At 45.7% G+C, this 14,928-nt stretch carries 15 protein-coding genes and 1 pseudogene; 10 read left to right on the top strand and 6 right to left on the bottom strand.

Features of this window, described 5'->3' with window-relative positions:
* Nucleotides 1-123: 123 nt before the first annotated feature.
* Entirely contained in the window at nt 124-924 is an 801-nt protein-coding gene (locus tag B5D50_RS11760) for an outer membrane protein assembly factor BamD (RefSeq protein WP_078922834.1), read from the bottom strand.
* A 61-nt stretch (nt 925-985) separates the two neighbouring features.
* On the opposite strand from B5D50_RS11760, the gene rluD reads away from it, so the two are divergent.
* The 5 genes from rluD to metA all read left to right on the top strand — a co-directional run bounded on the left by rluD (nt 986) and on the right by metA (nt 7,697).
* The gene (rluD, locus tag B5D50_RS11755) at nt 986-1,939 is read left to right on the top strand and encodes a 23S rRNA pseudouridine(1911/1915/1917) synthase RluD (RefSeq protein ID WP_078922833.1); all 954 of its coding nucleotides are present in this window, start codon (nt 986-988) and stop codon (nt 1,937-1,939) included.
* A complete protein-coding gene (gene pgeF / locus B5D50_RS11750) occupies nt 1,939-2,667 on the top strand; it encodes a peptidoglycan editing factor PgeF (RefSeq protein ID WP_078922832.1) in 729 nt (242 codons plus the stop codon). Before rluD ends, pgeF begins: the two co-directional genes overlap by 1 nt.
* A gap of 150 nt (nt 2,668-2,817) precedes the next feature.
* A complete protein-coding gene (locus tag B5D50_RS11745) occupies nt 2,818-5,646 on the top strand; it encodes a 2-oxoglutarate dehydrogenase E1 component (protein ID WP_143594348.1) in 2,829 nt (942 codons plus the stop codon).
* Between the two features lie 126 nt (nt 5,647-5,772).
* Complete coding sequence (locus B5D50_RS11740; protein ID WP_078922891.1) at nt 5,773-6,627, top strand: ATPase; 855 nt, start codon at nt 5,773-5,775, stop codon at nt 6,625-6,627.
* 2 nt (nt 6,628-6,629) lie between these two features.
* Nucleotides 6,630-7,697 (top strand): homoserine O-succinyltransferase MetA, encoded by a 1,068-nt coding sequence (gene metA, locus B5D50_RS11735; RefSeq protein WP_078922831.1) that lies wholly within the window; start codon nt 6,630-6,632, stop codon nt 7,695-7,697.
* A 73-nt stretch (nt 7,698-7,770) separates the two neighbouring features.
* Here metA and B5D50_RS11730 read toward each other — a convergent pair whose 3' ends face one another.
* On the bottom strand, nt 7,771-8,340 hold the full coding sequence (locus B5D50_RS11730) for a hypothetical protein (protein WP_143594347.1): 570 nt from the start codon (nt 8,338-8,340) through the stop codon (nt 7,771-7,773).
* 311 nt (nt 8,341-8,651) lie between these two features.
* On the opposite strand from B5D50_RS11730, the gene B5D50_RS11725 reads away from it, so the two are divergent.
* From B5D50_RS11725 to B5D50_RS11710, 4 genes and pseudogenes are all read left to right on the top strand, one after another.
* On the top strand, nt 8,652-9,371 hold the full coding sequence (locus B5D50_RS11725; RefSeq protein ID WP_078922829.1) for a hypothetical protein: 720 nt from the start codon (nt 8,652-8,654) through the stop codon (nt 9,369-9,371).
* Entirely contained in the window at nt 9,364-9,834 is a 471-nt protein-coding gene (locus B5D50_RS11720) for a hypothetical protein (RefSeq protein ID WP_078922828.1), read from the top strand. The genes B5D50_RS11725 and B5D50_RS11720 overlap by 8 nt, the downstream gene beginning before the upstream one ends.
* A gap of 4 nt (nt 9,835-9,838) precedes the next feature.
* Nucleotides 9,839-10,125: pseudogene (locus B5D50_RS11715) on the top strand (IS3 family transposase); the annotation flags it as partial.
* 418 nt (nt 10,126-10,543) lie between these two features.
* A complete protein-coding gene (locus B5D50_RS11710) occupies nt 10,544-11,563 on the top strand; it encodes a hypothetical protein (RefSeq protein ID WP_078922826.1) in 1,020 nt (339 codons plus the stop codon).
* Nucleotides 11,564-11,566: 3 nt separating this feature from the next.
* Here the strand turns inward: B5D50_RS11710 and B5D50_RS11705 are convergent, their stop codons facing one another.
* The 3 genes from B5D50_RS11705 to coaBC are packed head-to-tail and all read right to left on the bottom strand — an operon-like array spanning nt 11,567 to nt 13,735.
* Entirely contained in the window at nt 11,567-12,031 is a 465-nt protein-coding gene (locus tag B5D50_RS11705) for an outer membrane lipoprotein (protein ID WP_078922825.1), read from the bottom strand.
* A gap of 41 nt (nt 12,032-12,072) precedes the next feature.
* On the bottom strand, nt 12,073-12,528 hold the full coding sequence (dut, locus tag B5D50_RS11700) for a dUTP diphosphatase (RefSeq protein ID WP_078922824.1): 456 nt from the start codon (nt 12,526-12,528) through the stop codon (nt 12,073-12,075).
* The gene (gene coaBC / locus B5D50_RS11695; protein ID WP_078922823.1) at nt 12,515-13,735 is read right to left on the bottom strand and encodes a bifunctional phosphopantothenoylcysteine decarboxylase/phosphopantothenate--cysteine ligase CoaBC; all 1,221 of its coding nucleotides are present in this window, start codon (nt 13,733-13,735) and stop codon (nt 12,515-12,517) included. The genes dut and coaBC overlap by 14 nt, the downstream gene beginning before the upstream one ends.
* 38 nt (nt 13,736-13,773) lie before the next feature.
* Between coaBC and radC the strand changes: the two genes are divergently transcribed.
* Nucleotides 13,774-14,445: a RadC family protein gene (gene radC / locus B5D50_RS11690; protein ID WP_078922890.1), complete on the top strand. Its 672-nt coding sequence runs from the start codon at nt 13,774-13,776 to the stop codon at nt 14,443-14,445.
* 58 nt (nt 14,446-14,503) lie between these two features.
* On the opposite strand, the gene mscL is transcribed toward radC, so the two are convergent.
* Entirely contained in the window at nt 14,504-14,881 is a 378-nt protein-coding gene (gene mscL / locus B5D50_RS11685) for a large-conductance mechanosensitive channel protein MscL (protein WP_078922822.1), read from the bottom strand.
* Between the last annotated feature and the right edge of the window lie 47 nt (nt 14,882-14,928).

Genomic DNA, 14,928 nt, shown 5'->3' with positions numbered 1-14,928 from the left:
TTAGGCTTAGAGCCTAAAGCAAGCAGGGCGAAGGGTAAAAAAATTCAGATAAACGTAGTGAAAGCCGCTCTGCCAACGCAGAAGTGTGACAGAGCTAGGCTTTTGAAAATTAGCGTTCTGCCATTAGCGACCTGCTTTGAGGCGGGCTGCACGCTCGGGGAAATTGACCTCTAAAACTCGCAAACTATCTGCAGCTAAATCCGCTTTGCCCAGTTGCTGGGCAGCGCGTACTTTAATCTCTAAGGCATCTATGATCACGGGCGAGCCTTGATAATGCTTGATGGCGTATTCAGCACGATTAAATGCCGCTAGCCAAGCGCCACGCTCCATATAGTATTTAGCGACATTGACTTCAGATTCTGCCAAGGTATTACGCAAATATTGCACCCGTAATTGGGCATCTTTAGCATAAGAACTCTCAGGGTAGCGGTTGATAACCCTAGAAAAATCATGGAAAGCTTCTTTTTGACGGACAATATCCAGATCAGCAATCGAGCGTGGGAATACACGATCGACTAAGCTACTACCACGATTGAAATTGACTAGGCCGCGTAAATACAGGGCATAAGCCATTTCTTTACTACCCGGATTCATCCGAATAAAACGATCCACCCTATCTAAAGCCGTATCGGGTTCGTCATATTTGTAATAAGCATAGGCGGATTCAAGCTGGGCTTGTTGAGCATGTACCCCTAGTGGATAACGTGCCTCTAAGGATTCATAAAGTCGGATCGCACGAGGGTAATCGGTTGATTTTACAGCCGCTTGTGCTTGTCGATAGATGGTATCAGCTGATAGGCCTTCAGTTTCGTCTTTCTTTGCGGCATCACCAGAAAATAAGGAGCAGGCACTTAAACTAGCAGCGAGGGCAAGGCTTAAAATGAGACGGGTCGCTCGCGCTTGGGATGTTCTACTTATCGACATTTGTTTTATAACACGTATGATGGAATAAAGTTGCAAGTATAACGTATTCATTGGTTTTAACATGCCCCAAGATCAGCAAATAGTTAGCATTGTCCCACCGGAAATGGCACAACAACGTTTAGACCAAGTTGTAGCTAGCCTGTGCCCACAATACTCCCGCAGCCAATTGCAAAAGTGGATAAAGTCCGGGCAAGTATTGGTCGATAATAAGCCGCTCAAACCCAAGGAACGCTTAACCGGTGGCGAGCAGATTATTATCCATGCCATTCAAGAAGTCCAAACTCGTTCAGAAGCCGAGGCGATCCCGCTCGATATTGTGTATGAGGATCAGGCTATCTTGGTGCTGAATAAGCCTGCCGATTTAGTCGTCCACCCAGGGGCTGGGAATTGGTCAGGTACTTTGGTGAATGGCTTATTACATTATGACCCCGAATTGGAGTATTTGCCGCGTGCGGGGATTGTGCATCGCTTGGATAAAGACACCACAGGTTTAATGGTAGTAGCGAAAACTTTAGAAGCCCATAGCGCCTTAGTTGAGCAGCTGCAAGCACGGGAGGTGAGTCGTGAGTATTTAGCTTTAGTCCAACGCCCCGTGATTGCCGGTGGCAGGATTGAGGGGAATATAGGTCGCCATCCGCTTGACCGCTTAAAAATGGCTGTGCTTGATGGGGGGAAAGAGGCGATTACGCATTATCGAGTTGAAGAGCGTTTTCGTCATCATACGCTGCTGCGGGTTGCTTTAGAAACGGGGCGTACTCACCAAATTCGTGTGCATTTAACCACGCATCAAATGCCGATTGTGGGCGATCAGCTGTATGGTGGGCGGCCGCGTGTACCGGCCGGAATTAGTGAAACTTTACGTGAAGCTTTGCGCAATTTTCCACGTCAAGCCCTTCATGCTACCCGCTTAGGCTTAGTCCATCCTCTCACTGCAGAGGAACTAGCTTGGGAAGTGTCCGTACCTGAGGATATGGCAGCGTTGTTAGATTTATTACGTGCGGAGGAGCTATCTTGATGACTTGGCTTAAACCTACTTGGCCAGCACCTCATCAGGTTCAGGCTGTTTGCACCACTCGTACCGGGGGAATCAGTCAAGTACCGTTTGATACCTTGAATTTAGGCGATCATGTCGGTGATCAGCCTGCTGCAGTAGCCCATAATCGGCGCTTAGTAGCAGAAACCTTGAATCTTGCGAGTACACCTTTATGGTTACAGCAAGTGCATGGAGTCACAGTCGCTCGACATAATGTCGACAATCTGGGTTGCTCAGCCGATGCTTCTGTTTCGTTCGAAAAGACTGAAGTTTGTGTCGTGATGACGGCCGATTGTTTGCCAGTTTTGTTCTGTGATCGTGCTGGAACACGAGTGGCGGCGGCTCATGCAGGTTGGCGCGGTTTATGTGATGGGGTTTTAGAGGCAACCGTGCGTGCTTTGGATTGTGATCCTGCAGATCTCCTTGCTTGGATGGGCCCTGCGATTGGCCCGCAAGCCTTTGAAGTCGGTAGTGAGGTGCGTGCAGCCTTTATGGCGCATCATCAGCAGGCTGCTGAGGCGTTTAAGCCAAAACCTGATGGTAAATGGTTGGCGGATATTTATCAGTTAGGGCGGCAACGCTTAGCAGCCTTGGGTCTGGTGGCTGTTTATGGCGGCGAGTTCTGCACTTATACTCAGCAAGATCGCTTCTTTTCATTTCGTCGCGATGGCCAAACAGGGCGCATGGCTAGCTTAATCTGGTTAAGCTAATCTCAGTTTTTCTTGTCAAAACTTGTCGATTAAGGGATGGAATTACTCCCCCTTTGGGATATACTTGCCCCCCTGAATCATTAAGATTGTCGACATCAGGCTTAAATAAGCATAACTAGCAGCATCTACTAGGAGCACGAAGGAGTACGGATGATGAGCCAACAAGGTAATATCATGCTCGATGAATCTTTTCTAGATGGCGAACAAGCCATTCTCTTGGAACAGATTTATCAGCAATATCAAGAATCCCCAGAAACCCTCTCTGCCGAGTGGCGGGATTACTTTAGAAACCTCGATCTCTTAGAGCAAGGTGCTGGCTTAAATGGTAGTGGCGGCAACAAAGCTGGCGCGGCTCTGTCAGCGAGTGATACCTACCAGCCCCAAAGCGTCTTAGAGCGTCGTAGTTATCAAGTCCGTGTTTCACGGTTGATTAATTCCTATCGCTATGTGGGTCACTTAGCCGCGAATACCAATCCTTTAGGTGATTATGGGATTCGGATGAATGTGCCAGAACTCACGCTGGAAGCTAATGACCTCCAAGACACGGATCCTAGCATCGCCTTTGACCCCGGTTCTTTCCATTTAAAAGGCGCGCCCACACTGGGTAATATTTTCAATTCCTTAAAAGAAACTTATGTACGTACTATCGGTTTTGAGTACATGCATATTATGGATTTGGAAGAAAAACGCTGGATTCAGGCTCGGATTGAACCTGAAATGGGGCGTGAAGTTTTAAGTCATGACCAGAAGAAGTTGTTGCTTAAGCAGTTAACGGCAGCGGAAGGTTTTGAGCAATATTTGCATCGTCGTTATGTCGGGCAAAAGCGTTTCGGTCTGGAAGGTGGCGAAAGCTTAATTCCAATGCTGCATCGTATTCTGCAAGAAGGCGGTGCTGCAGGCATGAAAGAAGCGGTGATCGGTATGGCTCACCGGGGGCGTTTGAATGTCCTGATCAATGTTATGTACAAACCTTCTGGGATACTCTTCAGTGAGTTCGAAGGTAAAGTCGATGACGGTCAATACACTGGCGATGTTAAATATCATAAAGGTTATTCCAGCGATATTATGACTGCTGGTGGTCCAGTGCATTTGGCTTTGGGCTTTAATCCATCACATCTAGAAATTGTAAGCCCGGTGGTAATCGGCTCAGTGCGTGCTCGTCAAGAGCGACGCGGTGATCGCACGGGTGAGCAAGTCATGGCGATTAGTATCCACGGTGATGCAGCCTTTGCAGGCCAAGGCGTGGTGATGGAAACCTTCAATATGGCGCAGACTCGCGGCTATCGCACGCTAGGAACAGTCCATATTGTTATCAATAACCAAGTGGGTTTCACCACCAGTACTACCACCGATAGCCGTTCAACGCATTATCCAACGGATGTTGCGAAAATGATCAATGCGCCGATTATTCATGTGAATGGCGATGATCCAGAAGCCGTCATCTATGCAGCGAAAGTGGCCCTAGACTATCGGAATCGCTTTAAGAAAGATGTAGTGATTGATTTAGTGTGCTATCGCCGCTTAGGGCATAACGAAGCTGATGAGCCTGCGATGACCCAGCCGGTTATGTATAGCATTATTCGTAGTCTACCAACGACGCGGACGCAATACGCTGAGAAGTTGATTAAAGAGGGCGTGATCACTCGAGAAGAAGCCGATGCGATGGTGGCGGGTTTCCGTGAGGTGATGGATGCGGGCGAAGTTGTGCGTGGTTACTTCGACCAGCCTAATGTAGAAGGTTTGCCGAATGAATTGCAAACTCACTGGAAAACCTATTTAAGCGGCAAATGGCGGGATAAAGTCAATACAGCGGTGAGTGCAGAGCGGGTGGGCGCTTTATCCGCTAGCTGGCTGAATAATATTCCGGCTGATTTTAAAGTTCATCGGCGCGTCTTGAAAGTCATCGAAGATCGGGTTGCGATGGGTAAAGGCGATAAGCCAGCTGATTGGGGTTTTGGTGAGACCTTAGCTTATGCCACTTTGCTAGAAGAGGGGCGTAATGTCCGTTTATCGGGGCAGGATTGTGGTCGCGGTACTTTCTCCCATCGGCATGCCGTCTTGCATCATCAAGAAGAGCGTAGACAATGGTTGCCCTTATTAAATCTCAGTCCTAATCAAGGCGCTTTCAATGTCATTGACTCGGTATTATCTGAGGAAGCGGTGCTGGCTTATGAGTATGGCTATGCGACGGCAGAACCTGAAAACTTAACCATTTGGGAAGCACAGTTTGGTGACTTCGTGAATGGTGCACAGGTCGTGATTGACCAGTTTATTAGTTCTGGCGAGCAAAAATGGCAGCGTCTATGTGGTCTGGTGATGTTCTTGCCGCATGGTTTTGAAGGCCAGGGACCCGAGCATTCCTCGGCGCGGATTGAGCGGATTGTGCAGTTAGCGGCTCAGGAAAATATTCAGATCGTTGTGCCGACTACGCCTGCGCAAACTTTCCACATGCTGCGTCGTCAGGTGCTGCGTAATTATCGTAAGCCGTTGATTGTCTTTACACCTAAGAGTCTATTGCGTCATCCATTAGCCGTGAATGAGCTGAAGGATTTTACTGAGGGTGAATTCCAATTAGTCATTGATGATGTCGATGTGAAGCCAGAAAACAAAGCAGCGGTGGATCGGGTGATCATGTGCTGCGGTAAAGTGTATTACGACTTATTGGAAGAGCGTAGAAAAAATAATCTGGACAATGTAGCCATTGTACGGATTGAGCAACTCTATCCTTTCCCAGCTCCTGAGTTACGGCAGATTGTTTCGGCTTATCCGAATCTGCAAACCCTGATTTGGTGTCAAGAAGAACCGGTTAACCAAGGTGCTTGGGATGGTATTCGCCATCGCTTCGAGGCTTATGAGTTGGCGGAAATCTCTTGCGTTAGCCGTCCAGCGGCGGCAGCTCCTGCAGTAGGTTCACTTTATGTGCATCAAGCTCAGCAACAAGCCTTGGTGAGAGAGGCTTTGGGTTTGGGACAAAAATAAACGGTTCTCAGCTTAACTAGCAGGATTCCTGCGGCTAAACGCTCAAATCGAAAGGCAGCTGTGCAAACAGCTGCCTTTTTTGTTTACAATCAGGTTTTAACTTATTTACTTGTTTGGGGAAACACTGTGCGGCTATCGGTCGAAGATTATCGTCAATGGAAAAATAAAAGTGTGACTTTATTAGGTATGTCGGGAGTCGGGAAAACTCATCTTTCAGCGACCTTGCGCCAGCATGATTGGTTTCACTACTCGGGTGATTACCGCATTGGTAAGCGTTATTTAGATGAAGCAATTCTTGACCTGATTAAAGAGCAGGCGATGAAAGTGCCGTTCTTAAAAGATTTGCTGCGCAAAGATTGGATCTATATCACCAATAATATCACCATTGATGACCCAGGACCTGTGCTGTCTTATGTCGGTAAATTGGGTAATCCAGAATTAGGGGGGGTAGCCCTCGATCAATTTGTGCGCCATCAATCTGAATATCGCCTAGCCGAAATTCGTGCTATGTATGATGTCCCAGAATTCATTCGTAAAGCGCATAGCATTTATGGCTATCCACATTTTGTGAATGATGTGGGCGGTAGTTTGTGTGAATTGGATGAGCCGGGTGTGATTGAACTTTTAGCGGAGCACTCGCTAATTCTATATATTCAAGTCACTACCCCTGCCGAAGAGCAAAAGTTGATTGATCGCGCCAAGAGTGATCCGAAGCCTTTATATTATCGCCCAGAGTTCTTGCAAGAACAGTTAGCGGTTTATCTGCAAGCAACGGGTTTAAATTATGCTGCACAGATGGATCCTGATGAGTTTACTCGCTGGATTTTCCCTCGGCTTTTCCATTCGCGGATTCCACGCTATGAACAGATTGCACGTGATTATGGTTACACGGTCACTTCAGAGGAGGTTGCTAAAGTGCGTGATGAGCATGATTTTAACACCTTGGTGGAAATCGCCATTCATCGTCAACAAGGTAACTAAACATGCCATTGGTTGATCATTCAGGGCTGCCTACCTTTGAGCGCTTGCGAGCAGAAGGGCAAGATATTCTTCGTGAAGATTATGCGGAGCATCAAGACATTCGTGAGCTGCATATCGGTTTACTGAATATGATGCCAGATGCCGCGCTGATGGCTACTGAGCGGCAGTTTTTCCGCTTGGTTGGCATGTCGAACCAGATTGCGCAATTTCATATGCATGTTTTTACACTGGATAGCTTGCCACGTGGTGAGACAGCACAAGCTTATATTGCTCAATACTACGAAAAATTTTCTGATCTCAAACAAAAAGGTCTGGATGCGCTGATCATTACCGGGGCTAATCCTGTACAGGCAAATTTAGAGGATGAACCGTTCTGGAATGGCCTAATGGAAGTGGTCGAATGGGCGCAAGTGAATGTCACCTCGACGCTTTGCTCCTGCTTAGCCAGTCATGCAATTGTGCAGCATCTGTATGGAATTCGTCGACGGCCTTTAGGTTTTAAGCGTTGGGGAGTTTATAAGCACGCGCTCACTATGCCTGAACACCCGCTAGTTTCAAATTTGAATACCCATTTCGATGTGCCGCATTCACGGTTTAATCAAATAGACCGCCAGCAGTTAGAGGCAAAAGGCTTAAAAGTATTAGCAGAAAGCCAGAAGGCTGGAGTGCATTTAGCGGTCAGTCCTGATCTATTTCGCTTCGTTTTTTTCCAAGGCCACCCAGAATATGACGGGATTAGCTTGATGAAGGAGTTCCGGCGGGAGGTCAATGCTTGGTATCTTGGGCGTCGCCCCGATTATCCACCGTTTCCACAGAACTATTTTCGCCCACAGGTTAAGGCGATTTTGAATGAGCATCGGCTGCACTTAGAGTATGCACGAGTACATGGTACGGAGATTCCCGAATTTCCCGAAAGCAGTTTGATTTCGTTACTACCGAATACTTGGCGTGATACGGCCAAGAGCATGGTCAGTAACTGGATTGGTAAAGTCTATCAACTGACTAATAACGAAAGACATTTGCCGTTTATGGATGGGATTGATTCCAATGACCCGTTAGGTTTGCGCTAAATTTTAAGTATCTCATTCACCTGATCAGAGATCAGGCGAGTTTTAGAGCAAGTTTTATAAGTGTGGCGGGGGATTAGTGACTTGGCAATATGAATGGAACAGGCTTAGTGCCCATAAAAAACACATTAGACTGATTTATAAGAATAGGCCCATATTCACCACCGCTTTCTATCTTTTCTTTGGGGGTATCGAAAATAAACTCTCTAAAGAAAGGAATCTTGCAGTTGGTTTTAACTAGTGTGACTGATCGATTCATCTCAGTATCGTAGGGATACGCTTGTTTCCATTGCTTAGTCGTTATCTGATTTGTATTAAGGTAGGTGTTCAGCGAAATAGATTGTAGGGTAAGTGATGTGTTGGTACATGCTTGTTTGGGTTTCTCATTTGAGCCACGAAAACCAGCAAAATATTTTTTCTGTAAGTCAACGAAAAGTGGAAATGTTGCTATTTGAAGTTTAGTAATTTGTGCATCATCCACTTTTGCTTTTGTAGATTCGATAATTGCGGTGACCCTATACATTGTTTCAGGTGCATACATGGGTTTGATGGTTGCTGGTTTATACTCTTTAGCAGACAACAGTGAAGATGTACTGCAAAGTATAGTCAGTAAGCTTAAGGTAAATATAGATTGGTTTAGATGCATCAAAAACACTCATGACGGATAATTTTAAGGTCAGCAAAATATGAAAACCGAAAACTCATTTGCGATGGGTATAGCTGTAGGCTTCGGGGTCGCTTTCCCATACGCCGACACTGTGCCCCCGTAGCTACCCTTCATCTTTATTTTTACACCACTCGGATATCGCAACACTTTTTTCTTTCAAATAAGCTATAAGTATTCAAGCGAAAACTTCTCCTGCCTCTAACGCGCTATACATGCGCCTCCACAGGGAAAGTTTCGGATAATTTCCGATTGAGCATTTGTAGATTATAATTAGTTAAAAGACAATAACTATGGATCCAACAAGTAAAAGCAAAGCAAGCTCTGTCATATTGCCAAGTTTAATTGGCAGTACCAGTCGCCACAAGCCTATTTTGGTAGCCATTACCGGGAGTTTTAAATTCAGTGGTGAAGACAAAACAGATTTTGTTAGCCCTAATGGCTCTCCAACTGAGCAAATTTTTTTGGCTGCACAAAAAATTGCAAAATTCATATATCAAGACATAGACGGTCAATTTATCACACCTGGATCTACTTGTGAGTCGTCTGTGAAAACAGCATCAGACTTTATAAATAACAAATACCAAAAAGATGATCCAATTATTGTTTACGGATACAGTAACGGAGGGCGTTGTGCAATGGATCTAGTCACTGAATTGCAAAAGCAAAAAAAACCAGTGGATTTATTGGTTACTGTTGATGCAACAGATGCTAAAAGCAAGGTGTTTGGAAACCATAATAAAACCGTCGATACTACTACGCCTCCCAATGTTAGATTGCATCAAAATTTTTATCAAAATGATGAGTGTGGTATTCGTAAGTGTCCAAGTGGTGCAACAATGCAAGCAGAGTCAACTACATCTACGACTGTTATTAATCACCGAACTAGCCTTGATGATTTAAACGATGAGAATTATAAAAATCATATTCATCGCTATATGGAAGCTATTAATAGAAGTGAGATTTTAGATTCTATCTCATCCACTTTGAAGTACTCTAAAGAAAATGAATAACATCATCTTGCTTTGGCTGAGTAGGATTATTTATTTTCCAGCAGCTTTAGCTCTTTTATTTTTCATCAACACCTCTTCTGATTTGGATAGCGAGCTTTACTTGTTGGGTGGATCTTGCTCTGAATCTGCTATGGCGGTTGAGGGGCAGTTCTATTTAACATTACGTGTGCTCTTGGTGATAACCAGCCTGCTCATCGTGATGGTTAGTGTCAAACTATTGCGAGGCAAGTCTTGGCTGGATTTATTAACCGGCGCTGTAATCGCTTTAGTCTTTATTGGAATTAATCACTTCTGGACGCAAAAGCATTTGTTTCAAGGCTATACATGGTCAGGGATGACGGATTTTTATGATGCGGTAATGCGCAAATGTTATGTGTTTGATGGCCCTCAATATGGGGTTTTATTAGCGATTAGTTTAGTCTGTATATGGGGGGTAGCCGCGATTGATCCACCCCACGAATAGTGGACAGTCCTGCTCCCACGCTTACCGTCATCTGCTGGAGAAACACCAAATACGCGGCAGCATGAGTGCTAAAGACAACTGCTATGGCAACGCCTGTGCCGAAAGCTTCTTCCATTCACTCAAGGTCGAAGCTATCCACGGTGAACGCTTCAAAACACGCGACACAATCCGACAAACCGTGTTTGAATACATCGAAATCGACTATAATGGGGTTCGATTACACTCTGCCAACGACTCTACCAAAGTCCGGTAGCCTTTGAGGCAGCTTTTTACCAGAAACTCGCTTCTTGATAGGTCCATTTTTGATGGTGTAGATCAAAGAGCCATTTGCAGTTTTGTAAGATGTTTGCCCATTATTTTCTGAATTGACATAACCTAGCAAAGAAAAAGACAGTAATGTACTTGCAGAAAGAGCAAGTGCTAATTTTGACTTACATGCGATGCGATGTCATAAGTTTGTCCTTTAAAAATTGAGAAATACATTGCCATATAATAGCCTAGTACAAAGTCTCTCTATCCATATCAACATAGTATGATTTAGTTGTTTGTGAGTGATAATAAATTGGCTATTTAAAAATTTCAAGCGTGCGTTTTTTATAAAGCTCACAAAATTATTTTGAGTGATAGACCAAGTTTAGTTTGACTAATAGCCGATATATTCTAAGTCTTGGATTTTATGAAAATAAATTGATTGATTTATGTTGTAATTATGTTTAGAACGATCGTATTTATTAGTGCCTTTGCTTTATTAGTTTACAGCTTGACGATGGTCTTCAAGTATTGGGACTTTGTTGAGCTTGCACCTGATATAGCCGCATTGATGAATGAGAACGTTAAACTGACTGATCTAGAGGCACAGATTGAGCAGTCAATTGCCAAAGATAACCCCGATGAGGCCCGTCTGTATTTAAGCCTTGCGCAGACCTTTGGTTATCCGGTGATGGCTGCTCAGTTTCTTCCACGGATTGAAGCTTTAGAAACGCCTTGGCAAGTGACTCGGCGGCAAGCCGAGCAATTTGCGAATGGGTTTATGGAAGGCACAGGGGAGACCGGCGCAGGAGTCGCAGGGGCGGTGACGGCTGATTTTACGGTGATTGGCGATGCTCGTGATCTTTACGAGCAATATCAAAATCTACAAACTGGCAAAGAAGTGAATGAGTTGATCACGGCTTTAGCGGCTGTTGGCGTAGGGTTAACCGCGATTACCGTGCTTAGCTCAGGCTCGGCTGCCCCGTTAAAAACGGGTTCTTCGACTTTAAAAATGGCGACGCGAGCGAATAAGTTATCACCAACCCTGCAAGCTGTTTTAATCAAGCAGGCCACGGATGTATTGGATTATAAAGCCGTACTGTTAGCAGCACGTGGTGAGAAAAATCTAGACAAGTTACGCCAAGCTGCCGTCAAGGCTTATAATCCTAAAGCTTTAGATGCCTTAAGTGAAACCGCTAACCAAGTGAATTCAATCCGCAAATCCACTTCACTCGTGGATACTTTGGAGATTTTGCGTTATGCCGATTCAGCCGATGATCTGCGCCGCTTGGAAAAGTTGAGCGTAAAATACGGCACTGAAACCAAAGGAATTTTAAAGCTCTTAGGTAAAACAGCGATTGGGACAGTGAGAGTATTACGCCATGCCACCGAATTAGCCATAGCAGCACTCGCCAGTGTGGTTTCATTACTGGCGAGCTTGTTTGCCTTAAGTGCTTATCTACGCCCGAAAGCAGCCTAAGGCTTAATGCACTACTCGTGATTTGCCATTACTGCTAAGTATTTTTACGCTATCACCAACCTGAAACATCTCATCGGCGATTTGTGCAAGCGCCACAATTCGCTCATTTTGTAGTTTCACTGTGATTTCTAGCCCTTGCTTGGCATCAGAGGCACGATCAATAATGCTGCCGATTGCGCTCCCCGCGACCGCGCCTGCGACACTACCCACAATTTGCCCCTTGCCTTGCCCAACTTCACTACCCGCTACGCCGCCAATAATGCCACCGGCCACTTGACCTGTTTCTGAGCTGTTTTGCTCAATCATCACTGGGCGCACAGCGAGCACCGTGCCAAATTGCACTTCTTGTAAAGTACCTGCTTGGGTTGTGCTATAGCGATTACTCGAGGGCGCTGCTGTGCAGGCGGCTAATAAATGAGTCGCCATTAACACGACTAGAGAAGACCGAAATAAGTCGTTGAGTTTCATAATAGCCCCTATTTTTATAGTCAGATTTAATTTTTAAATAATTATTGTCGGCCGGAGTGTCCGAAGCCACCACTGCCACGGACGGATTGATCAAAATTCTCCACAGCCACTAAGTCTGCTTGTACCACAGGTACAACGACTAATTGAGCAATCCGTTCACCGGGTTCTATGACAAAACTTTGCTGCCCACGGTTCCAACAAGAAATGAATAATTGTCCTTGATAATCTGAGTCAATTAAACCCACTAAATTCCCTAAGACAATTCCATGCTTATGTCCTAGACCCGAGCGCGGTAAAATCATTGCCGCTAAGTTCGGATCGCCAATATGCAGCGCTAATCCGGTTGGAATTAATTGCGTTTCCCCCGGATTCAAGGTTAAAGCTTGATCTAAGCAAGCACGCAAGTCCATTCCTGCTGAACCACTGGTAGCATAAGTTGGCAAAGGAAATGTTTGGCCTAGGCGTAGATCCAGTATTTTATATTCAATGCGTGCCATCTTGTTGTTTCCAAGTTTGATAATGTGTGCTGATTAAGTGCATCAACTCTTGTGCCAGTCGTTGTTTATCCATTTCGGGTAAAGAAGTCGAGCCATCCTGCCAAATCACTTCTAGCGCATTTTGGTCTTGGTCAAAGGCCTTACCCTCACCTACTAAATTGGCGGCAATCATTTTTAAACCCTTGCGTTCCAGTTTACTGCGTGCATAGCTAAGAAGATCATGGGTCTCAGCAGCAAAACCAACACTAAACAATTGGGGGTTAGCAAGACTCAAGGTCGCTAAAATATCGGTCGTTTTCGTGAGTGCCAAGCTCAAAGTTGGGGTGGATTTTTTTATTTTCTCAGTAGCTACATTGACAGGGGTGTAATCCGCGACGGCGGCGGTGGCGATGAAAATATCGGCTTCTTGGACAGCGGTTTGGCAAGCGTCCAACATTTGTTGAGCTGTTTCTACCGCAATACGTTTGACTTGATGGGGGGCGCTTAACTGCACCGGGCCTGAGACTAAGGTGACCTCTGCCCCTAAATCACGAGCGGCAGCGGCGACCGCATAGCCCATTTTCCCTGAGCTACGGTTAGTAATAAAGCGTACTGGATCAATCGGTTCACGAGTGGGGCCGGCCGTAATGAGAACTTTGCAACCTTTTAGAACTAAGTTAGCAGGCTGATAAAAATCACGCATGGCTTGAAGCAGAGCTGTAGGCTCTAACATGCGTCCAGGGCCTATATCACCACAAGCTTGTGCACCTTGATCTGGGCCGAGCATGCTTACCCCGCGCTTGGCTAGAGTCTGAATATTTTGCTGAGTAGCTGGATGTTGCCACATTTGTTGGTTCATGGCAGGTGCAATACTCAGTGGGGCGGCTGAGGCTAAACAAAGCGTAGTCAGTAAATCATCAGCCATTCCTGCGACTAAACGTGCGATCAAATCAGCCGTCGCGGGGGCGATGAGAATATGCTCAGCCCAGCGTGCCAGCTCAATATGTCCCATCCCAGCCTCAGCCGCAGGGTCAAGTAAACTCGTATGCACAGGATGACCCGACAGGGCTTGCAAGGTCAGTGGGGTAATAAATTCACCCGCAGCGGGTGTCATGCACACGCGCACCTGCGCCCCGGCTTTGGTGAGTAAGCGGGTCAGTTCGGCGGCTTTATAAGCGGCAATCCCGCCACTTATCCCTAAAAGAATGGATCTACCTTGTAGTGTCATATAATCAGCCTATCTCAACCCCATCACTGAGTCTTATGATACCGATAAAAAATTGGCCAGCTGATGAACGACCGCGCGAAAAATTATTATTACGTGGCGCTCAAGCACTTTCCGATGCTGAATTACTGGCAATCTTTTTGCGCACGGGTACACGCGGCAAAACAGCCGTCGATTTAGCTCGCGAATTATTGCATGAATTTGGTAGTTTGCGTGCTTTGTTTGAGGCAGATGAGGCGCATTTCTGTCAGGCTAATGGTTTAGGTCAAGCCAAATATGTGCAGCTCCAAGCCGTGTTAGCCATGTCGAGTCGTTATCTGCAAGAACGCTTAGCGCGGGGTGTGGCTTTGTCTGATCCCGATTCGGTGCGTTTTTATTTGAGTACGCGCTTACGGAATAAACCTGCGGAAGTGTTTGCCTGTCTGTTTTTGGATAATCGCCATCATGTGATCCAATATGAAGAGCTGTTTCACGGGACGATTGACAGTGCGACTATCTATCCCCGCGAAGTGGTGCGAAACGCGCTTAAGCATAATGCGGCGGCTGTGATCTTTGCCCATAATCATCCTTCAGGTAATGCCGAACCCAGTCAAGCCGATGAGCAGATTACGCAAAAGCTGCAAAAGGCTTTAGCGCTGATTGATGTCCGAGTTTTAGATCATTTTGTGGTGGGTGAACAGGTCGTCTCGTTTGCAGAGCGCGGTTTGCTTTAGGGCTAAAGACTAGAATTTAGCCCTAAAGCAGATAGTTAGGTGTGGTGGTTTAGGTGGTTTATTTAGTTTTTAAAATATCACGAATCTGGATCAGCAACTCTTCTTGAGTCGGGCCTGCAGGTGGGGCTGCTTTAGGCTTTTGCACCTTATTCACGGCTTTGACTAATAAGAAGATAGCTGCTGCAATAATTAAGAAGTCAACGACGGTTTGCAGAAATGCCCCGTATTTGATTACTACTTTGCCTGCGCTGTCTAGAGCAATGGATAGATCACTAAAGTTCACACCGCCTAATAGCATACCAATCGGGGGCATAATGATGTCATTGACTAATGAGGTGACAATTTTCCCAAAGGCAGCACCGATGACTACACCGACGGCGAGGTCGATGACATTGCCACGCATGGCAAATTCTTTAAATTCACTGAGCAAGCTCATATCTAATCTCCGTATTGTTAATTGAAATTTCCCGCTAAGGATGAGTT

This window comes from Thiothrix eikelboomii (genome assembly GCF_900167255.1).
GTDB lineage: Bacteria > Pseudomonadota > Gammaproteobacteria > Thiotrichales > Thiotrichaceae > Thiolinea > Thiolinea eikelboomii.
Note: the sequence above shows the minus strand (reverse complement) of the source record. Positions and strands in the feature narration are given on the sequence as shown.